This window comes from Micromonospora sp. URMC 105 (assembly GCF_051386295.1).
Taxonomy (GTDB): domain Bacteria; phylum Actinomycetota; class Actinomycetes; order Mycobacteriales; family Micromonosporaceae; genus Micromonospora.
This window is the reverse complement of sequence record NZ_JBPQTL010000108.1, coordinates 1-18,610: the sequence shown is the minus strand read 5'-3', so window position 1 is coordinate 18,610 and position 18,610 is coordinate 1. Positions and strand designations below refer to the sequence as shown.

General features: G+C 71.1%; 20 protein-coding genes, 1 tRNA gene and 2 pseudogenes. 13 read left to right on the top strand and 10 right to left on the bottom strand.

Annotation, left to right across the window (positions count from 1 at the left end; genetic code table 11):
- The first annotated feature begins 37 nt into the window (after positions 1-37).
- Both rfaE2 and ACSNN7_RS25105 read left to right on the top strand, forming a co-directional pair.
- A complete protein-coding gene (gene rfaE2 / locus ACSNN7_RS25110) occupies positions 38-1,900 on the top strand; it encodes a D-glycero-beta-D-manno-heptose 1-phosphate adenylyltransferase (RefSeq protein ID WP_436683400.1) in 1,863 nt (620 codons plus the stop codon).
- Positions 1,897-2,775, top strand: a complete 879-nt coding sequence (locus tag ACSNN7_RS25105) for a glycosyltransferase family 2 protein (protein ID WP_436683399.1) — start codon at positions 1,897-1,899, stop codon at positions 2,773-2,775. The genes rfaE2 and ACSNN7_RS25105 overlap by 4 nt, the downstream gene beginning before the upstream one ends.
- A gap of 7 nt (positions 2,776-2,782) precedes the next feature.
- On the opposite strand, the gene ACSNN7_RS25100 is transcribed toward ACSNN7_RS25105, so the two are convergent.
- The 3 genes from ACSNN7_RS25100 to ACSNN7_RS25090 are packed head-to-tail and all read right to left on the bottom strand — an operon-like array spanning position 2,783 to position 4,966.
- Positions 2,783-3,907 carry a glycosyltransferase family 9 protein gene (locus tag ACSNN7_RS25100; protein WP_436683398.1) on the bottom strand — a complete coding sequence of 375 codons (1,125 nt, stop codon included), beginning with the start codon at positions 3,905-3,907 and terminating at the stop codon, positions 2,783-2,785.
- Positions 3,908-3,914: 7 nt separating this feature from the next.
- On the bottom strand, positions 3,915-4,463 hold the full coding sequence (locus ACSNN7_RS25095; RefSeq protein ID WP_436683397.1) for an Hsp20/alpha crystallin family protein: 549 nt from the start codon (positions 4,461-4,463) through the stop codon (positions 3,915-3,917).
- Entirely contained in the window at positions 4,460-4,966 is a 507-nt protein-coding gene (locus ACSNN7_RS25090; RefSeq protein WP_334452328.1) for a DUF2231 domain-containing protein, read from the bottom strand. Before ACSNN7_RS25090 ends, ACSNN7_RS25095 begins: the two co-directional genes overlap by 4 nt.
- Positions 4,967-5,123: 157 nt before the next feature.
- On the opposite strand from ACSNN7_RS25090, the gene ACSNN7_RS25085 reads away from it, so the two are divergent.
- Positions 5,124-5,744, top strand: coding sequence for a pyridoxamine 5'-phosphate oxidase family protein (locus ACSNN7_RS25085; RefSeq protein ID WP_436683396.1), 621 nt, complete (start codon positions 5,124-5,126; stop codon positions 5,742-5,744).
- On the opposite strand, the gene ACSNN7_RS25080 is transcribed toward ACSNN7_RS25085, so the two are convergent.
- From ACSNN7_RS25080 to ACSNN7_RS25070, 3 genes are all read right to left on the bottom strand, one after another.
- Positions 5,705-6,385, bottom strand: coding sequence for a hypothetical protein (locus tag ACSNN7_RS25080; protein ID WP_436683395.1), 681 nt, complete (start codon positions 6,383-6,385; stop codon positions 5,705-5,707). The two genes, ACSNN7_RS25085 and ACSNN7_RS25080, sit on opposite strands and share 40 nt — an antisense overlap.
- Before the next feature lie 345 nt (positions 6,386-6,730).
- Positions 6,731-7,672, bottom strand: coding sequence for a CU044_5270 family protein (locus ACSNN7_RS25075; protein WP_436683394.1), 942 nt, complete (start codon positions 7,670-7,672; stop codon positions 6,731-6,733).
- Positions 7,669-8,268, bottom strand: a complete 600-nt coding sequence (locus ACSNN7_RS25070) for an RNA polymerase sigma factor (RefSeq protein ID WP_436683393.1) — start codon at positions 8,266-8,268, stop codon at positions 7,669-7,671. The genes ACSNN7_RS25075 and ACSNN7_RS25070 overlap by 4 nt, the downstream gene beginning before the upstream one ends.
- Positions 8,269-8,739: 471 nt before the next feature.
- Between ACSNN7_RS25070 and ACSNN7_RS25065 the strand changes: the two genes are divergently transcribed.
- Positions 8,740-9,351, top strand: coding sequence for a D-alanyl-D-alanine carboxypeptidase family protein (locus ACSNN7_RS25065; RefSeq protein ID WP_436683392.1), 612 nt, complete (start codon positions 8,740-8,742; stop codon positions 9,349-9,351).
- A 181-nt stretch (positions 9,352-9,532) separates the two neighbouring features.
- Here ACSNN7_RS25065 and ACSNN7_RS25060 read toward each other — a convergent pair whose 3' ends face one another.
- A complete protein-coding gene (locus ACSNN7_RS25060) occupies positions 9,533-9,859 on the bottom strand; it encodes a hypothetical protein (RefSeq protein ID WP_436683391.1) in 327 nt (108 codons plus the stop codon).
- A 321-nt stretch (positions 9,860-10,180) separates the two neighbouring features.
- Between ACSNN7_RS25060 and ACSNN7_RS25055 the strand changes: the two genes are divergently transcribed.
- The 5 genes from ACSNN7_RS25055 (at position 10,181) to ACSNN7_RS25035 (ending at position 14,187) form a co-directional block, all read left to right on the top strand.
- Complete coding sequence (locus ACSNN7_RS25055) at positions 10,181-11,236, top strand: hypothetical protein (RefSeq protein ID WP_436683390.1); 1,056 nt, start codon at positions 10,181-10,183, stop codon at positions 11,234-11,236.
- Positions 11,237-11,420: 184 nt separating this feature from the next.
- Positions 11,421-12,386, top strand: coding sequence for a zinc-binding dehydrogenase (locus ACSNN7_RS25050; RefSeq protein WP_436683389.1), 966 nt, complete (start codon positions 11,421-11,423; stop codon positions 12,384-12,386).
- A gap of 314 nt (positions 12,387-12,700) precedes the next feature.
- A complete protein-coding gene (locus tag ACSNN7_RS25045; protein WP_436683388.1) occupies positions 12,701-13,252 on the top strand; it encodes a hypothetical protein in 552 nt (183 codons plus the stop codon).
- Between the two features lie 244 nt (positions 13,253-13,496).
- Positions 13,497-13,775: a hypothetical protein gene (locus ACSNN7_RS25040; RefSeq protein ID WP_436683387.1), complete on the top strand. Its 279-nt coding sequence runs from the start codon at positions 13,497-13,499 to the stop codon at positions 13,773-13,775.
- Between the two features lie 46 nt (positions 13,776-13,821).
- Positions 13,822-14,187, top strand: coding sequence for a hypothetical protein (locus ACSNN7_RS25035; protein ID WP_436683386.1), 366 nt, complete (start codon positions 13,822-13,824; stop codon positions 14,185-14,187).
- Between the two features lie 65 nt (positions 14,188-14,252).
- Here the strand turns inward: ACSNN7_RS25035 and ACSNN7_RS25030 are convergent, their stop codons facing one another.
- A complete protein-coding gene (locus tag ACSNN7_RS25030; protein WP_436683401.1) occupies positions 14,253-14,480 on the bottom strand; it encodes a GNAT family N-acetyltransferase in 228 nt (75 codons plus the stop codon).
- A gap of 23 nt (positions 14,481-14,503) precedes the next feature.
- Positions 14,504-14,797: pseudogene (locus ACSNN7_RS25025) on the bottom strand (GNAT family N-acetyltransferase); the annotation flags it as partial.
- A 210-nt stretch (positions 14,798-15,007) separates the two neighbouring features.
- Between ACSNN7_RS25025 and ACSNN7_RS25020 the strand changes: the two are divergent.
- The 3 genes and pseudogenes from ACSNN7_RS25020 (at position 15,008) to ACSNN7_RS25010 (ending at position 16,272) form a co-directional block, all read left to right on the top strand.
- Complete coding sequence (locus ACSNN7_RS25020) at positions 15,008-15,601, top strand: alpha/beta hydrolase (RefSeq protein ID WP_436683385.1); 594 nt, start codon at positions 15,008-15,010, stop codon at positions 15,599-15,601.
- A gap of 7 nt (positions 15,602-15,608) precedes the next feature.
- Positions 15,609-15,704 (top strand): annotated as a pseudogene (locus ACSNN7_RS25015) (peptidase E); the annotation flags it as partial.
- A 121-nt stretch (positions 15,705-15,825) separates the two neighbouring features.
- On the top strand, positions 15,826-16,272 hold the full coding sequence (locus ACSNN7_RS25010) for a GNAT family N-acetyltransferase (protein WP_436683384.1): 447 nt from the start codon (positions 15,826-15,828) through the stop codon (positions 16,270-16,272).
- Positions 16,273-16,704: 432 nt separating this feature from the next.
- Here ACSNN7_RS25010 and ACSNN7_RS25005 read toward each other — a convergent pair.
- A tRNA-Thr gene (locus ACSNN7_RS25005) sits at positions 16,705-16,781 on the bottom strand.
- Between the two features lie 133 nt (positions 16,782-16,914).
- On the opposite strand from ACSNN7_RS25005, the gene ACSNN7_RS25000 reads away from it, so the two are divergent.
- A partial coding sequence (locus ACSNN7_RS25000; RefSeq protein ID WP_436683383.1) for a metallophosphoesterase family protein occupies positions 16,915-18,610 on the top strand: 1,696 nt, incomplete at its 3' end.

The window sequence follows — 18,610 nt, the reverse complement described above, 5'->3', positions numbered from 1 at the left end:
ATGTTTGGGCGGGGGTGGTCGGGGGAGTCGGGAAGGCATGGCAGGAGCAGCAGCGGAACAGCGCCGGCTCGCGACCGTCGTGGAGAGCTGGCTCGGGCGTCCCGTCCTGGTCGTCGGGGACGCCATGCTCGACGAGTGGCGGTTCGCCGAGTCCGACCGGCTCTGCCGTGAGGCGCCCGCCCCGGTACTCACCCTGCGCCGACGCATCTCCGCCGCCGGCGGCGCCGCCAACACGGCGGTCAACATCGCCACCCTCGGTGGCCGCGCCCTGCTGGTCGCCCCGGTCGGCGCCGACGTGGCCGGCGACGAACTGCACGACTGCCTGGACCGGGCCGGGGTCTGGGACCGTACCGTCAGCCAGCCCCACCGGCCGACGCCGGTGAAGCGGCGGATGCTCGCCGGCAACCAGATCCTGCTCCGCGAGGACTCCGGTGACCCGGAGGACCCGCTCGACGCCGACGGGGTGGGACGACTGCTCACCGCGCTGGACTGCGCGACCGAGGAGCTGAAGGCGGCCGCCGGCGGGGCGACGCCCACCCTGGTGGTCTGCGACTACGGCCTGGGCGGCCTGCCCGCGCCGGTCCGCGCCTGGCTGGTGGCCAACCGGGAGCGCTACACCACCGTCGCCCTGGACGCGCACGACCTGGCCGACTGGCGGGGGCTCGCCCCGACCGTGGTGACCCCGAGCTTCGCCGAGGCGGCCCGGCTGCTGGCCCGCGCCGCCGCCGGCTTCGGCGCCGCACCGCGCCCCACCGGCCGGCCCGCCGCCGGCCCGGACCTGCACCTGGACCACCCGCCGGTCGACCCGGCCGACGGCCCGTCCGAGCTGAGCGTCGGCGCGGCCCCGGGCGGCGCCCGCTTCGGCGGCACCGGCGGACCGTCGGGCACCGTCGGCACCGGCCCGACCGGGGAGCCCACGCCCGGTGAGGACCGGGTGGCGATGACCGGCGACGGAATGAGCGTCACCGGCACCGGGGTCACCGTGAACACCGCCGCCGGGGAGGGCGTCGACCGGGCCGAGCTGGCCGAGTCGCGCCTGGCGGAGCTGCGGGCGCACACCGGCGCGGACGTGGTGGCGGTGACCCTGGACACCGAGGGGGCGGTGGTCGGCGGCGCCGACGGCGAGCCCCGGCGCAGCCACAGCACCCCCGTACCGGCCAGCCACGCCGTCGGCGCCGGTGACGCGTACCTGGCGGCGATGACGCTGGCCCTGGCGGCCGACGCGCCGCTGCCGACCGCCGCCCAGCTCGCCCAGCTCGCCGCGACCATCACCGTGTCGGACACCGGCACCTGCGTGTGCCGCCGCGAGGACCTGCTCGCCGCGCTCGGCACCACATCGGACGGTACGGCCCACCCGATACTGGTCGGCACCGCCGAACTGGACGCGATCGTCGCCGACCACCGGCGCGCCGGTCGCTCCATCGTCTTCACCAACGGCTGCTTCGACGTGCTGCACCCGGGGCACGTGCGCTACCTGGAGCAGGCCCGCGCCCTGGGCGACCTGCTGGTGGTGGCGGTCAACTCCGACGGCAGCGTCCGCCGGCTCAAGGGCCCGGACCGGCCGGTCAACCCGGTCGAGGACCGGATCACCCTGCTCGCCGCGTTGTCCTGCGTGGACCACGTGGTGGTCTTCGAGGAGGACTCGCCCGCCAAGCTGATCGAGACCGTCCGGCCCGACGTGTACGTCAAAGGCGGCGACTACCCGCCAGAGATGGTGCCGGAGGCGCCGCTGGTGCGCCGGCTCGGTGGTCAGGTCCGCACCCTCGGGTACGTGCCGGACCGCTCCACCTCGGCGATCATCGACCGGATCCGCGCCCAGGGGACCCCGTCCCCGCAGCCGGCCGACCCGACCCGGTCGGCGCAGCCCGAGACTCCGCAGCGCATGGGCAGGTCGGCGTGAACCGACCGCTCGACCTCGGCAGCGCCGAGGAGTTCCGCCTGCCCCGGCAGCTCGACGTGCTGATCCCCACCCGCAACCGTCCCGCCGAGCTGGCGGTCACCCTCTCCGGGCTGGCCGCCCAGCAGGGCGTACCGGGGTTCGGGGTGGTGGTCAGCGACCAGTCCGACGGCGAACCCGCGTACGCGCACCCGGCGGCGGCCACCATGGTCCGGACGCTGCGCCACCGGGGGCACCCGGTGCTGCTGACCCGCCGGCTGCCCCGGCGCGGGCTGGCCGAACACCGCGCGTACCTGCTCGGACGGTCGGCGGCCCGGTACGTGCTCTGCCTGGACGACGACGTCTGGCTGGAGCCGGGCACCCTGCACCGGCTGGTCACCGCGATCGGGGAGCTGGGCTGCGGCTTCGTCGGCAACGCGGTGCACGGCCTGTCGTACGCCGACGACGTGCGCCCGGAGACCCACGGCCACTACGAGGAGTGGGACGGGCCCGTGGTGCCGGAACGAATCCGCCCGGGCACCCCGCAGTGGCAGCGGGCGTCGATCCACCCGGCGGCGAACCTGCTGCACGTGACGCGCAAGCTGGAGCTGCCGCCGGGCGCCTGGCGAGCGTACAAGGTCTCCTGGATCGGCGGTTGTGTGCTCTACGACCGGGCGGCGCTGGTCGACTCCGGGGGCTTCGAGTTCTGGCGGCGGCTGCCCGCGAAGCACCAGGGCGAGGACGTCGCCGCGCAGCTCGCCGTGATGGCGCGCCACGGCGGCGCCGGCGTGCTGCCCAGCGGGGCGTACCACCTGGAGTCGCCGACCACGGTCACCGAACGCGAGGTGGAGGCCTGGGAGGTCGTCCTCGCCGAGTCCGACACCCCGCAGCCGGCCTGAGCGGCGCTCAGCGCGGCGCGCCCGGTTCCGGGCGGAGCAGCTCGGCGGCGGCCTCCAGCACCTCCACCACCGGCACGTCGGTGACGAACGAGTCCCGGTGCGGGCAGTTGCCGTCGCCGGGCCGGTGCGGGTAGATCCCCGGGGTGCAGTCCACCCCGCAGACCGGGCAGTGCGTGGTCCAGGAGGCGATGGGACGGTGCCGGGCGCGCAGCGGCGTCGCCCCGTTGATCAGGTTGCCCAGCCAGTAGATGCCGACGGTGGAGGTGCCGACCGCACCGGCCAGGTGCAGCGGGCCGGTGTCGTTGGAGACCACCAGCGCACACCCGGCGTACGCGGCGGCCAGGCCGCCGAGGCTGAGCGTGCCGACCTGCGGGCGTACCGGGACGCCGGCCGCCGCCACCACCTCGTCGACCAGCTCCCGCTCGGCGGGGGTGCCGGTGACCAGTACCTCGTACCCGTCGTCGTGCAGCGACCGGGCGACCTCGCCGAAGCGGGTGGCGGGCCAGCGCCGGCGGGTGTCGGTGGCCCCGGGGTGCAGCGCCACCCGCGGCCGGTCCGGCTCCCCGAGCACCGCCCGCGCCTCGGCCCGGTCGGCGTCGGTGACCGCCAGCGCCGGGATGACGGTGGTGGCCGGGGCGCCGACCAGGGCCACCACCTCCAGGTAGCGGATCACCTCGTGCTGGTAGTAGACGTACCGCATCCAGCGGTCCAGCGGCGGCGCGTCCTCGGCCCGCAGCCCGGCGGTGACCCGGGCCCCGAGCCGGCTGATCAGCGGGTTGGAGTTCCCCCCGCCGCCGTGGATCTGCACCGCCAGGTCGATGCCCTCCTTGGCGGTCCGCTCCAGGAAGTCGTCCATGGATGCGGGCGCCTCGTCGGGGCCGGGGTCGCGGATGCCGGGGGCCGGCGGGATCACCAGGACCCGGTCCACCGGGCCGGGCCGGTCCCGCCAGAGCTTCGCGTGCCACGGCGCGCCGAGCAGCACGATCTCCGCCTCCGGGTACGCGGCCCGCAGCGACTCCAGCGCGGGCAGCGCGAAAATGAAGTCGCCGAGCGCGTTGGCGCGCAGCACGGCGATGCGCCGCACGTCGGGCACGCGCTCGCCGACCGGGCCGAGCAGGGACGGGGCGGCCACCCGGGTGCTACAGCCGGTCGATCTCGTCGGCGGTGGTGTCCGGGTGGTGCATCTCCCGGTCCGCCGCCGGATCGGCCAGTCTGCTCGTACCCCCGGCGGCCGGACCGCCGTGCAGGCCGGAGCGGCCGACGGTGATGGTGCGCGGCGCGGGCCGCTTGGCCCGGGGCAGGCGGACCCGCAGCAGGCCGTGGTCCATCACCGCGTCGATGGCGTCCGGGTCCACCCGGGACGGCAGGTCGATCCGGTACTCGAAGCCGCGGGTCTCGAAGCCGCCCGGGATGCCGTGGTCGGCGTTGACCTCCGCCTCGGAACGGGCGCGCACGCACAGCTCCCGGTCGTCCAGCTCGACGGCGACCTCCTCCGGTGCCACCCCGGGCAGCCGGACGACCACCTCCCAGCCGTCGGCGGTCTCGCTCAGCTCGACGTCCGACGAGCCGCCCCGGCCGCCGACCAGGCGGCTCAGCTCCGACCGCAGCGACTGGAGCTCCCCCATCGGGTCCCAGCCCTGCTGCCGGCCCCGCCATCCTCGACCGAATCCACCGGGCTGTTCCGTCATCGCACGTCTCCGATCCGCTGGGTGGCCGCCGGGGGCCGCAGTGAGCTGGGGGCGTCGAGTCCGGCCTCGCGGTCCACCCCGACGGCGAGCCGGTCCACCAGCTCGCCACCGAGCCAGGCGCTGACGCCGAGGATGGCCACGCCGACCACCTCGATGGCGATCAGCGCGCCGCCGGCCGCCCGGGACTCGGCGTTGAGCCGGACCACCCAGACGGCGGCGAAGAGCAGGATGACCGCCACGTTCGCGGCGGCGTGGGTGAGCGCCACCCGCTTGGCGCGGGTGCCGGCCGGGATGGCGAGCAGGTCGAACGCCCCGGCCGCCGCGGCCAGCAGGCCGCCGACCAGACCGACGGTGATGTTCCAGTACGCCGCCTCGCCGAGGAAGTCGGGACCGCCGACGGTGTCGACGATGTCGAAGAGGGTGCCGACGACCAGGAGCGCCACCGGGAACATCACCAGCATCGGGTGCACGGGGTGCCCGAGCACCTTCAGACGGCTCTCCATGGCGGGCCTCCACTGCTCGGGTCGGGGGCGCTGTGTGAGGCGGTACCCGCCGCCGCCATGGGCAAACCTCGCGCTTTGCCGCGCCCGCCTAGGCTGACGGACGGCGGTGGGCTTCTCGCCGGGCCGCCACCGAGGTCAACGCACGGGGGAGGCGGACGTGACGGTGGAGATCACCTCGCACGAGGAGCTGCGCGACCTGTTGGGGGCACCGATGCCCCGGGCGGTCGCCAAGGAACGGGTCGTGCTCCACGAGCGGGACCGGCAGTGGCTGGCGGCGTCGCCGTTCTGCCTGATCGCGACGGCCGGAGCGGACGGCAGCTGCGACGTCTCGCCCAAGGGCGACCCGGCCGGCTTCGCCATGGTGCTGGACGAGACGACTTTGGCGATCCCGGAGCGGCCGGGGAACCGGCGCGCCGACGGCTACCGCAACATCCTGGACAACCCGCACGTCGGGCTGCTCTTCCTGATCCCCGGGCGGACCGACACGCTGCGGATCAACGGCCGCGCGCGGCTGCTGCGGGACGCGCCGTACTTCGACGACATGGTGGTCAAGGGGCACCGGCCGATCCTCGCGATCGAGGTCCAGGTCGAGCAGATCTTCTACCACTGTTCCAAGGCGTTCCTCCGCTCGGAGCTGTGGCAGCCGGAGACCTGGCAGCCGGACGTGCTGCCGACCCGGGCCCGGCTGATCAAGGAGGTCGAGAACACCACCGAGAGCCTCGCCGACCTGGAACGCCGCTACGGCCCGGAGTACCTCAAGTCGTTGTACGCGGGGTAGGGCCGGCCACCCGAGAGGATCAACTCGACCGCCCCCTGCGGTGAACTGATCCAGACGCACGTCTCCCGGCGGTCGAGCAGCCAGCCGACGGGACGGCAGCTCCGCCCGCCGTTGGCGGCCGGCCAGCCCCGGCCGCCCAGGTGCTCCCACATCCGCCGGGCCACCTGCTCCGCCGGCTCACCCGGCCGACCGGCCACTCTGTACCCGGCGGCACACCCGCCGTGGCCACACTCCCCGGGGCCGTCCGCCCGCAGTGTGAGGTCCGCGGGCAACGGACCCAGCTCGCGTACGGACGGCACGAAGCCGTCCTCGTTGCGGTCCAGCGCCCAGCCCGGAACGCAGCCGACGGCGATGACCAGGGCCAGGCCGACCACGATCCGGTACGGCCAGCGCCGGCCCGCCCGAGCATCGCGGTACCGGCGGCGCTGGGTCTCCCGGGCGACCAGCAACGTGGCGGCGACCCCGAGGAAGAGCAGGACGCGCGACTCCACCGCCGCCCGAGGCTGGACGGCCGCGAGGGCGGCGGTGCCGACCGACACCGCGAGCAGCACCGCCAGCACCACCGCGCTGAGCCGGCGCTCCCGGGCGACGGTCAGCCAGGCGAGGAACGCCACCACTGCAACGACCACGGCGAGGAGCATGGGGAGATCATCGGCTGCGCCCGCTGACCGCGCGACCCCGTTGCCGTCGCACCCGCCGCCGACGTGTCTTCGCCTGCCGCACGGTGTGCACCGCCCCGCGCCTGCGGTAGGAACGCTGATACTGGGCGGCATGTCTGAGCTGGCACTGCCGATCCGTACCGAACGACTGCTCCTGCGCCGGTACCGGGTCGACGACGTGGACGCCCTTCAACCAGAACGGCGGGTCGATCGGGGGCGGTAGCAGCCCGTTCCAGTACTTCCCGTGATCGGTCTGACGTGAGCAGGGGGGCGGCCACGGCCCCGGCGGCCGCCCCCCTGTGCGCTGTCGACGTCTGGTCGGCGGTGCTACGACGTCTGCCCGGCGCGGTCGACGATGGTGACGCTCAAGATCACTTGGGATCGGACTGGTCGACCGGCGCTTTCGGCCTTCGGTACGACCTGCCAGCCGAGGAACCGGTAGGTCTGCGGTTCGAAGATAAGGTCGTACCGGTCGACGTCCCCAACGAGCGACACTGCGGTGCCGGAGCGACCTGCCGCGTCGGTCATGGTGGGAGAGGCGACCACCCCGGGGATCTTCGCCGCCGCCTCGTACAGGGCGGCCCGTGACTGTGCGGGCAGGTATCCGCGGATCAGCTCTCCCACGTTGGCGAAGGTCTCTTCGTCGCTCGACGCGGTGCCGCTGCTCATCCGCCGCAGGTAGTTCAGCATGCTGGTGGCGTCGGTCGGCGCGTTGTTCAAGTAGGCCGGCGTTGGCGTGCATGGCCGGGTGGATTTCAGGAGGCTGCCGTTCGGCCCCCACTCTGCGGCCCGCCCATCCCGGCAACCGGGAATTACCGTCGACTGCCGGCCGCCAGCCGGTGGGTCGCTGACCCGGATCAGGCTGTCGCGGGTGCCGTCAACAGACATCCAGGAGCGGGTAAGGGTCGTCGCGAGATCGTCCTGTCCGACGACAGGGGCGAAGCCCTTCGTCGTGGTCAGGATGAACTGGTCGGCGCGGGGGATCGGAGTCCGGTCGGCCCGAGCGGCGTCACCGGCACGGTGGAGGATCTCCGCTGCCTGAGCGCTGGCGGCAGGCGGCTCCCCGTTGATACTGACTACCGAGCCGATGAGCAGGGAGAGCACTCCGATGGTGGCCGCAGCACCGACGGTGGCGAGTCTCCAGGGCCGCCTGCGCGCCGATCGCGCCGATCCGGCGATCATGCGATCTACCCGCCCTCGCAGGTGCGGTGGCGGCTCCGCCGGATCGAGCAACGCCTTGACCTTGTCGATCATCTGTTGATCGTTCACATCGCCTCCTCTACCGCCCGCGTCGGATCGTCGCCGCCGAGCGCGCTGCTGACTTTGCCTCGGGCACGGTTGAGCCGTGACCTCACCGTGCCCACGGGGATGCCGATCGCGTGGGCGGTCTCCTCGTAGCTGAGCCCACCCCACGCGATAAGCAACAGGACGTCGCGATCCCTACTGGCTAGGTCGGCTAACGCCCGGGCTAGTGGTGCCCGCAGGGCGTGAGCCGCCGCGCCAGCCACTGCCCGTTCCGCCAGATCGGGAACGACTTCGACCGGGTCGCATCGAGCCACAGCGCGGTAGTGCGCCCGCTCGCGGCGCCGATAGTGGGAGATCTCCTTGGTCAGGATCCCGAACAGCCACGGCCGGGCGTCTAGCCGAGAGGCGTCGTAGCGCTGACGGCGCCGGAATGCCACCAAGAACGTCTCGGACACGACATCGTCGGCTGCGTCAGTTCCTACCCGGCCGTGGGCGTACCGGTACAGGGCAGCCGAATGCCGGTCATAGAGAACCGTGAACAGGCGATGATCCGCCAAAGAGGCCCTCACATACCAGGCATCCGACTCCTGGTCGGCGACAGACCGCTGCTCAACCAGCATGTACCGCAACCCGATCGGCTCGTCTCATCTCAGCCCGCTTCCAGACGTACTTGCTTCCTCACCATGTATCGCCACTTAGGCCCCATCGGGTTCACGCCGCGCCCTGGCGGCGCCGCCGTCCATATCGAATCCGTCGAAACCTGCGGGCGGGCCGAGGAGGTGCTTACGGCACATAGGCCAAGGCGGCCATCGCGCGGCGCCGCTGCCGGCGACCTGCGCCGGGACCACTGGACCAAGGGCGAGTGGACGGACACCCTGATCTAGGGGCTGCTCGCCGAGCAGTGACCCACCTGATCGGATTGTGATCCGTGCCGTGCGATGAGTAGCGGTACTCAGGCGCACGGGTAGGACTTACGGAAATCTGCCCTCATGGATTCCATCGATGGTGAGGAGCTTTCCGGGCGTTCACAACCGGCCACGGCGACCGGGGTCAGGTGGGCCGTCGTCCACCTCGCCCGCCGGGCGCACATCATGACCGGGGCTCGGTCCGCTCGGCGCCGGGACCGCGCGTACAAGGTCGTCACGTTGCTGCTCGCGGTGCTGCTGCTGCCCCTGGCACTCGTCGTCGCCCGCCGCCGAGCACGGCACGTGGCCTGCCAGTGGGCGCTGGCGATACGTTTCCCCGCCGAGGACCTGGCCGGCCTGACGCCCGGGACGCGGGCGGCCTTCGAGGCGGCCCGCACGCAGGCGCTGTGGCGCGACCGTGAGCTGATCGGGCTCACCTCGGGACACCGGGCCGCCGAGGAGCAGGCACGGCTCTTCGCCGAGGCGGTCCGACGGACCGGCTCACCGGAGTCGGCACGACGGCGGGTACTGCCCCCGCAGGAGTCGCGGCACGTCGCGGGAACCGCGCTCGACGTACGGCCCGTCGAGGGCGCGCGCTGGTTGGAGCAGCACGGCGCCCGCCACCACCTGCACCGGGTGTACGACAACGAGTGGTGGCACTTCGAGTACCGACCCGATCGCCGGCCCGACCGGCTGCCGCACCCGGGTGCATCGAAACCGGCCATCGGCGGAGGTGCCACCCGGCCGCTGCGGCGCCACTGCAATCGGCCGGCCGCGCGTACGACCTCGGGGTTCTGATCGTGGTCGAGCGTAAGCGTCAGGTCATCCCGCCGGCATGCGCCATGCTTCGAAGAACTCCCTGGCGGTGAGCAGGTCGCCACCGGACCAGAAAGCACGTCGCCGCCGTCACCGGAAGCCGGCTGCATGGCTTCCGGTGACGGCGGCGATGGAGACGGGACAGCCGATCAAGGCGGTGCCGTCAGAAGATGACGCTGACTCCGGACGCCTTGCAGGCGGCGGTGATGTCTGCGCCGGCCTTCTCGAGAGCGGGGTTGTCGGCCGCTTGCGCCGGGTCCGGCGACGCGGCGGCCTTGGACGCCTCCATCCCGAAATTCTTCAGGGCGGTGGCTACCTTGCTGTCACCCCCGGCGGCGGCCAGCGTGGTGACCTTCCCGTCCAGTTCGGTCAGGATCTCCTTGAACACAGCCGGCGACGGTTCCTGGCCGGACGACACCGCGGCGATGAGCTTCGCCTTCATCTCGGCCCCGGCCTTCTTCGCCGACTCGCAGAGCTTCTTGTCGCTCATGGCCGCCGCAGCGGGCGAGGACGGCGCCGAGGAGGCGGAGGCGGCTGCCGAGGAGGGAGCCACGGGGGCAGGCGAGGTCGGCCCCGCCGGGGTGTCCTCCCCCGCACATGCGGTGAGAGTCATCAGGGCGGCACAGATGAACACAGCGGAACCAACACGAATACGCTTCACGGGCGCGCACGTTAGCCGATGGTCACATGAAGATCAACTACCGGCCACCGGGCGGCTGCCGACCTGCGCTTAGCCCAACTCAGGGGCAGTGCGCTATTGCTTGCGTCCGGTACCGTCCGAACGGCAAATTCCTCAATGTGCGGGGGACACATGACGGATACCTTCAGTCGACGGCGCCTGATCGCGTGGACCGCACCAGTGGCGCTCGCGCTGACCGCGCTCGCTCCGGCTCTGCCGGCCCACGCCTCGCCGAAGCCCGCGCCGGCTCTCACCACGGGTCCGGTCGACAAGGACCTGAACGGTGACGGGGTCGCCGATCTGGTCGCCCTCGGCGGCCCCGGCACCGGCCTCGGCTCCGGCGTCTGGTCCGCGCTCGGCGTGAAATCCCGCAAGACGGGCGTCGGCACCGGCCAGGTGCAGACCCCGGCCGTCAACATCGGCCTGCGCGGGAACGGCGTCAGCGGCACAGCGTCGCCGGCCGACTTCGACGGCGCGCAGGTGATCACGGGCCGGTTCTTCGGCTTCGCCGAGCAGGATTTCCTCGTCTACTACCCGGGCGGGGTCAACCCGGGCGGCGCGGGCATCATCCGGGGTGCCGGCGACGGCACGATGGCCGACCCGAACCTCAGCGGCAACCAGCAGAGCATCGACCCGAGCCAGCTCCTCGACGCCTACGGAAACTCACCGCTGGCAGTGGTCAACGGGTACGCCGCCGACGGCGTCGACAACGGCTACCCAGACCTGATCGCCCTCTCCGGCGACGCCGCCAACGGCTACCGCCTCGGCTACCACCCCAACCTCGGGATGACCGGCGGCTACATCAACACGATCGCGCTGACCAATCCCACCCCGAACGGTGGCAGCGACTGGCAGAACTGGAGCATCGCCAGCACCGAGACCGCCTCGGGCACCGCGCTGTTCCTGCGCAACGCCGGCACCGGCGACCTGTACCTGTGGACCGGAGTCACCATGGTCGACAACGGCGACGGCACCGGCTCGCTGACCCGCACCCAGTACCAGGTGGCGGCGAACTGGAACACGGGCGTCGCGATCAGCACCCTCGAGGCCGCGGACATCAACGCCGACGGCATCCCGGACCTGTGGGCCGTCCTGCCGGGCGGCACCTACCAGGCGTACCTGATCTCGGGGTTGACCACCGACGGCACGGCGACCGTGACCGCGACCCGCGCCCGGCCGCTGGTCTGACCGGATTCGGCACCGCGAATCCGGCGGTTCGTCCGGCCACCGGCCAGCTAGCCCTTCGCCGGGCTGCAGAGGTCCCCACCTGCGGAAACGCTGGTGGGGACCTTTCTGGCGTGCGCACTTGACCTCAACCAAGCTTCAGCTTGAACACTGGCCATGACGCTGTCCCATGCGAAGGGTGCTACACATGCGCGCAATCCAGGTGGCTGTGTTCGGCGGTCCGGAGGTGCTGTCCCCGGCGGAACTTCCCGACCCGGTGCCCGAGCCCGGCCAGGTCGTCGTCGGCATGGCTGCGGCGGACGTCATCCTCCTCGACACCCTGCTGCGCAGCGGCTGGGGCCAGGACTTCTTCCCGCGGACGTTGCCGTACGTGCCGGGTGGCGGAGGAGCGGGCACGGTGGTGGAGACCGGCGAAGGGGTGGACCCGGCATGGATCGGTCGGCGGGTGGTCGTGCGGAGCAGCACCGGTTACGCCGAACGGGTCGCCGCGGACGTCGACGACGCCGTGCCGGTGCCCGACGGACTGGCCATCGAGGTGGCGGCCGCGCTGGTGCACGACGGCGTGACCGCGCTCAGACTGGACCGCCTGGGCACGCCGGAGAAGGGCGAATGGGTGCTGGTCGCAGCGGCTGCCGGTGGAGCCGGATCGCTGCTGGTGCAGCTGGCCGTCGACGCCGGCGCCCGGGTGGTCGCCGCCGCATCCAGCGACGCCAAACTGGCACTGGCCCGCGAGCTGGGCGCGGAGGCTGCCGTCGACTACACGCGCCCGGACTGGATCCGTCGGGTACAGGAGGTGACCGGTGGCGGCGTCGCACTGGTCTACGACGGGGCGGGTGGCCGGCTCGGCACGGCCGCCCTGGACGCGGTGGCCGACGGCGGCCGGTTCGTCACCTACGGCACCGCCGACGGCTTCGCCGCCCCGGACCCTGAATCGGCCGCGCGCCGCCGCGTACGGGTGCTCGCTCCGCTGCTGGACGGCCCACCGAACGAGGAGACCGTGCGCGAACTGCTCAGTCTTGCACTGGAACGGGCCGCGGAAGGACGGCTGCGGCCGGCGATCGGCGCCACCTACCCGCTGGACCAGGCCACCGATGCCCACCGGGCACTGGCCGCGCGCACGACGGTGGGCAAGTCGCTGTTGTTGCTCGGATAGCGACTCCGCCGTCGATGACGCAATGAACCCGAATCACCACTGGGCACGTGCCGGCTCTCGACACCGGCTACGAGCGCGCCGCGGTCGGCATGAGCGTCGCGGGGACCTGGTGATTGCGCGGTCAGAGACCACAGTGGTCTTTGCGCGGTCGGCTACCGTCACGGCTGTGGACCGAGAAGGTGCCCACAGACGTCCGCAGCACCGGGCTGCGCGAGTCTGAAGCGTCCCCGCCGGCAGGGCCGGAGCGTCCCTCGGCGGGGTATCGCTGGTTCGATCAGGGAGGCTCGCACATGCGGCGAGGGTGGGTGCTGGCGTTGGCGCTGCTGGTCGTCGCGGCGGGCGGCGTCTTCGTCCTGAAGTGGATGTCCGCGCCCAGCACGCGGGAGCTTCCTCCCGGGCCGCTGCGCGACCAGCTCGCCGCGCGGGTCGTGGAGGTGCTTGAACACGACCCGACCTTTCGGACCGAAATGACCCAGGAACCAGGGCCGCACCCGACCTGCGTGGCGTCGGTGTTCGGGGTGGAGCCGGAATGGGCCGACACCGTGGAGGACGTGCACACCGTCTACACGTGGGTGGACTGCCTCTGGTTGTGGCCGGCCGATGTCACCGCGGGGCCGGCCAATCTCGATTTCAGCCAGCTCTCCGGGCTGGGGATGCCAATCGCCTTGCACCTGGGTCCGCCCGTCACGTACCAGGCTCCCAAGGACGGTGCAGAGAACGGGGACAGCATCCGGCGTATCTTTCCCAAGGCGCTGGAAGCCGCCGCCTTCTCCCCTCCCCACCGTCCGATGCGTGACCAGCTTCGGCAACGCGTTCTGCAGGTAGTGGCCTCGTCCACGCCCTCGCCGTCCCCGTCGCGTTCGTAACGCCACCGGATCGGCTACGCAGGGAGAGCATCCACGGCCTCGGCCGATCACCGATTTCCGGCTGTCTGCTGCCTCCGCGCTGACCCCTACTGCCCTGGCCGATGGCACGCTGATGGCAGGTCGGCATCACTCCGTGGCCGATCGGCTTACACAGCAGGCCGTGAGACGCGAGTTCGGGCCTACAAGCCGACCTCGTGAATATCGACCGCCGCGCGCCCCGGTGGGGCGCAGGAAGGGGGCAGGCATGTCGACCGAACCAGAGCCGGGCCTCGCGCCCGAGCACACGAGACCTCGCCACGACGGGGGTCCGATCATGATGACGGTCGACGGGCAGCAATTTCGGATTCGTGAGCGTGCTGAGCAGCCCGGCGAGTACGACTTCGACTGGCTCAGCGGGCCGCACGACTACGGCTTCGGAATCACCAGCGGCTCCGCAATGACCCTGCCTGAGATGGAAGAGGCCATCCGCAACTTCCTCGCAGAGATCGACCCGACCACCGGATACCTCAAGGAGTTGCCCTGAACGGGCACGGGCAGGGCTAGTTCAGACGTGGCTGTACCGTCGCTGGGTGAAGCGCGAGGAGCTGATCTCTCTACTTGCCGACGAGAGTCCCGCCGACACGGCCTGCCGTGAAGCCCTTGAGCGGGGTGCGCCCTTCCGCATCTGGGACGACTCCGGCGGATCGATCCCCGCAAGCAACCTTGCGTCCACGTACCGGGCGCGGGAGGCCATTACCAGGGATCGGGGCATCCCGACGCTCGGTTTCGCGGCGGCCGTCGAGACGCTCTACGCGCTCGGTGAACAGCCTGTGCGACTTGGTGGCGTGACGCAGGTCGACCCTCCCTACTATTTCCAGCTCTTCCTGACAGCCGACGCGACCTCAGTTCTCGCGTGCATAGGTGTGGATCAACAACATCAGCAGCGAAGAAGCTGATCTCTGAGGGTCGGGGTTCGGGGCGGAACCCTGAGGTCTTCATTGCGGACCGCTCGCCTGAGAGCTCAAGCAGAGGGCGTGACCGGGGACCGAAGGCCGAGCCACTGCTCGGCGTCCCAGGCCGGAAAACGCTCTACCTCGGTGAACCCCAGCTTCGCGGCGAGGCGCATCGATTCGACGTTGGCGGTCTGGGTGGTGAGCACCACCGGCTCGCCCGGAAGGACGCTGTCGAACCAGTCGAGTGCGGCCGCGCACGCCTCGGCGGCGTACCCGAATCCCCATGCCTGCGGCAGGAACAGAACAGGTAACCGAGGTCAGCCTTTCCCATGGCAGCCGGGCGACGGTGCCCAGTTGCTCTCCTGAGCAGGATATGGCCGACCATCGTCCCGTCGAGATCAACGACGAAACTCCCGGGCCACCGCTCGGGCACCTCGGGCATCTCGCGCTCAAGCTCATCACGCAGCCGGGGGCCGCCGAGATAGGTGTGCACCTCCGGCGACGCCAGCAGCTCGATGAACGTTGCACGGTCCCGGGCCTCGGACTCACGGAGCACGAGCCTCTCGGTCCGGATCGGCTCAGGCGGCCAGCCGACGGGGCCGAGATCAGTCATGTCGGCCAGCAAATCAGCAGACTAGGTAGCGATCAAGACTCACGAACCGGTCGATCCACCGACCCGGGCGCCACCCTCACCTACGAAGCCGGGCCTCGCACAACACGTCTGCTAGGACGCGGATGCCTTCGCTCATGAACATCGACTCCAGCCAGCACGCCGTCGACTCGACAAACCTATGTGGCCACACCACTAGGTAGGGTCGATCGCATGGCTGACGTTGTCGTGATTCCCGGCATCTGGTTCGGACCGGGGATTCCCCTGCTGATGTATGCCGGCGATGTGGCGGAGCGGCGGGGCGCAACGGTACATCGGTATTCGTGGTCCACAGAGTTTCCGGAGCCTGATCAGCCAGAAATCGAAAGTTGGGTTGGCGGTGAGATAGTTCCGCTGATCGACACCATTGGCGGTCGCCCACTGCTGATCGGAAAGTCGCTTGGCACGAATGCGGCAGCGATTGCCGCCGAACGATCCTTGCCGGCCGTGTGGCTCACGCCCTTGCTCACCCTGCCGTGGGTGGTTGATGCGTTGGGCCGCGCCACCGCGCCGTTCCTGCTCGTGGGTGGCACTGCCGACGAGCTATGGGACGGTGACCTCGCCCGCCGGCTGTCGCCCCATGTGCTCGAGGTGGAAGGCGCGGACCACGGTATGTACGTACAGGGCCCGCTTACCGAGTCGATTGCGGTGCTGAGTCAAGTCGTGGTCGCTGTGGAGGAGTTCCTCGGCGCTATCGGCTGGCCGAGCTGGTCACTCCGCTCGATGCGCTACGCGGTGACTTCAGTTGATGGGTTACCCGAGCCTTGAGCATGGTCCGGCGTACGCAATCGACGACCAGACGGCCATCAAGGTGACCGACGGCACCGTCGAGGTCGTCTCCGAGGGGCACTGGAAGCGGTTCCCCTCGTAGCCGCAGCCAACGGTGATCGGCGTGGCGAAGCACCCGCTCATGCCGCAGTCCCTGCGCGCTGGTCGCAGGACGCCGGGCACCTTACTGTCTTCTGCCCTCGGGTGGCAGGCAGAATGTATCGATGGCGACGATACGGTCGTTCGAAGATGCAGACGCTTCGGCCGTGGTCGAGTTGATCGAATGCTGCTTGCGTCAGGTCAACAGCCACGATTATCCAGCCGATGTCATCGAACGGATGTGTGCCCACTTCTCACCGGCACGCATCAAGGAACTCGCCACGGAGAGACAGGTGTTCGTCGCCGAGTTGGATGGGATCGCCGGCACGGTTTCCCGTGACGGCAACAAGGTCTACACCATGTTTGTGCACCCCCGGACCCACGGCCGGGGCATAGGGCGACGCTTGATGCGGCATATCGAGGCGCTGGCCGTGATCGACGGCTACGACTACATGGAGACCGGGGCCAGCATCACCGGACACGGGTTCTACCACCGGCTCGGCTATGTCGATGTCCGTACCAGCGAGACGGCCTTCGGGCTCAACTACATCCTTCGCAGGCGCCTGACCTGATGGAGCAGTCGCCGGCAACCGGACGCGACGAGCGGAAACCGGCTCGGCAGGTCGGACGCTCGACGTGTCACCTGGCGTGCGATCGGCGGCACTCCAGTTACGTACTGCGACAGCCGAGCCCGGAGAGCCGGCCAACTGTCACCCTGCGAGTGAAGCCGGTGTGGGACGGATCGAGTGGAGCCCACCATCCCGGCAGCCGGCCGCCTCACCTCGGGGGCTGCGTAGCCGCGTCGCCGGTCCGCTCGCGTCACTGGCCGCCGTCGGCCTGGACGAGACGCTTCACCATCTGCTGGGCCTCGTCCTGGCTGTCGAACTCCCACCGGAGCACCTTGCCGGTCTCGGTGTCGCCTGCTCTGGCTGCTCGGCCCTGTCACGGAAAGCAAAAGGCCCAGGCCATGATCGGCAATCAAGCCGGTGACCTGGGCCTTTCCATGGAGCCGCCTGACGGAATCGAACCGTCGACCTACGCATTACGAGTGCGTCGCTCTAGCCGACTGAGCTAAGGCGGCAACGATCGTCAAGTGTACGGCACGGCCCGGCCACCGGCCGAGGGGGTTCCCCCACCCAGAGATCCGGACATCGGCGCACGATCAGTCGTTCGCCGGACAGCGATCGCGGCATGTCGGCGCTACGCTCCGGCGGGTGACCGACGATCACCCCACGTCCGGGTCCGACGTTCCCGCCGAGTACGCCCCCGGCGAGCGAGCCGCCCGCCGACCGCGCAGCCTCGACCCGGTGGAGCTGGGCTTCACTCCGCGCAAGCCGGTGCCCTGGCTGGCGCCGTTCCTGCTGATCAGCACCGGCATCCGTACGCTGCTGGCGATGTTGTTCGGGGCGTACCTGGACAAGCGGGAGCTGCAGAACGCGCTGGATTCGAAGATCGCGCGGCAGGTCGGGCCGGACGGCGGGCTCTGGCTGGACTACGTGGCCGACCTGGGCGACGGCTTCAACGCCACGTACTCGGTGGCCTACCTGCTCGCCCAGCCGGAGCTGGAGGTGGACGGGCACCGGCTGCCCCGGGCGCAGACCCTGGTGATGGGGGGCGACCAGGTCTACCCGTCGGCGGCGTACGAGGCGTACGAGGATCGGTGCAAGGGGCCGTACCAGGCGGCGCTGCCGGTGGCGCCGCCCGAGCGGCCGACGCTCTTCGCCGTGCCCGGCAACCACGACTGGTACGACGGCCTGACCGCGTTCCTGCGCCTGTTCGTCAGGTCCCGAGACCGGCACTTCGGCGGCTGGGGCACCGGGCAGTCCCGCTCGTACTTCGCGGTGGAACTGCCCGCCGACTGGTGGCTGCTCGGCCTCGACGACCAGTCCGGGTCGTACCTCGACGATCCGCAGCTGGCCTACTTCGACGAGGTGGCCCGCCGGTTGGGACCGCAGAGCAGGATCATCCTGGCCGTGCCCGCGCCCACCTGGGTGAAGTCCGTGGACCATCCCACCGCGTACGACTCGATCGACTACTTCGTGCGGACGATCATCGCGCCCACCGGCGCGCGCGTACGCCTGCTCGTCTCCGGCGACCTGCACCACTACGCCCGGTACGCCGGCCCGGAGCGGCAGCTGATCACCTGCGGGGGCGGTGGGGCGTACCTGTACCCGACGCACAAGCTGCCGGAGCAGATCGAGGTGCCGCCGAAGGACACCCTGTCCCGCCGGGCCAGCGCCACCCGCCCGTATGAGCTGGCGGCCCGCTACCCGGAGGCGGCCCGCTCCCGGCGGTACGGCTGGGGGATCTTCCCCCGGCTGCCGTTCCGCAACCCGGGCTTCACCACCCTGCTCGGCGCCCTGCACACGCTGCTGATGCTGGCCATGGCCGGGGTGGCGGCGAACCGGACGGACAGCCCCGAGCAGCGGCTGTTCAGCGTCCCGCTGGTGATCATGCTGGGGGTGACGCTGCTCGGCGCCGCCTTCTTCGCCAAGCCGCCGACCGCCGGCGGCAAACGCCACGTCCGGCACTGGATCCTGGGGGTCACCCACGGGCTGGCGCACGTCGGGCTGGCCGCCGCCGGCACCTGGGCCTGGTTGGCGCTGCCCTTCTACGACTGGCCGTGGCCGCTGCCGGCGGTCGCCGCGGCGGTCGTATACGCCCCGGTCATCGGGCTGCTGTCGAGTCAGGTGGTGGCGGCGTACCTGCTGGTGGCGGGATCGTTCGGAGTCAACCTCAACGAGCTGTTCGCCGGCCAGGGCATCGAGGACGCCAAGTCCTTCCTCCGGATGCGGATCGACCCCGACGGCACCCTGACCCTCTACCCCATCGCCGTCGACCGGGTCTCCCGCGACTGGCAGCTGAATCCCGACCAGTCCCCCACCGCCTCCTGGCTGACCCCCAGAACCC

Bases quoted from the DNA above. Each gene is read 5' to 3' on its own strand.
- rfaE2 (WP_436683400.1), top strand. From the start codon at position 38: ATGGCAGGAGCAGCAGCGGAACAGCGCCGGCTCGCGACCGTCGTGGAG.
- ACSNN7_RS25095 (WP_436683397.1), bottom strand. From the start codon at position 4,463: ATGACGGAACAGCCCGGTGGATTCGGTCGAGGATGGCGGGGCCGGCAG.
- ACSNN7_RS25090 (WP_334452328.1), bottom strand. From the start codon at position 4,966: ATGGAGAGCCGTCTGAAGGTGCTCGGGCACCCCGTGCACCCGATGCTG.
- ACSNN7_RS25080 (WP_436683395.1), bottom strand. From the start codon at position 6,385: ATGCTCCTCGCCGTGGTCGTTGCAGTGGTGGCGTTCCTCGCCTGGCTG.
- ACSNN7_RS25070 (WP_436683393.1), bottom strand. From the start codon at position 8,268: ATGCTGGTTGAGCAGCGGTCTGTCGCCGACCAGGAGTCGGATGCCTGG.
- ACSNN7_RS25065 (WP_436683392.1), top strand. From the start codon at position 8,740: ATGACCGGGGCTCGGTCCGCTCGGCGCCGGGACCGCGCGTACAAGGTC.
- ACSNN7_RS25060 (WP_436683391.1), bottom strand. From the start codon at position 9,859: ATGAGCGACAAGAAGCTCTGCGAGTCGGCGAAGAAGGCCGGGGCCGAG.
- ACSNN7_RS25055 (WP_436683390.1), top strand. From the start codon at position 10,181: ATGACGGATACCTTCAGTCGACGGCGCCTGATCGCGTGGACCGCACCA.
- ACSNN7_RS25050 (WP_436683389.1), top strand. From the start codon at position 11,421: ATGCGCGCAATCCAGGTGGCTGTGTTCGGCGGTCCGGAGGTGCTGTCC.
- ACSNN7_RS25040 (WP_436683387.1), top strand. From the start codon at position 13,497: ATGTCGACCGAACCAGAGCCGGGCCTCGCGCCCGAGCACACGAGACCT.
- ACSNN7_RS25020 (WP_436683385.1), top strand. From the start codon at position 15,008: ATGGCTGACGTTGTCGTGATTCCCGGCATCTGGTTCGGACCGGGGATT.
- ACSNN7_RS25010 (WP_436683384.1), top strand. From the start codon at position 15,826: ATGGCGACGATACGGTCGTTCGAAGATGCAGACGCTTCGGCCGTGGTC.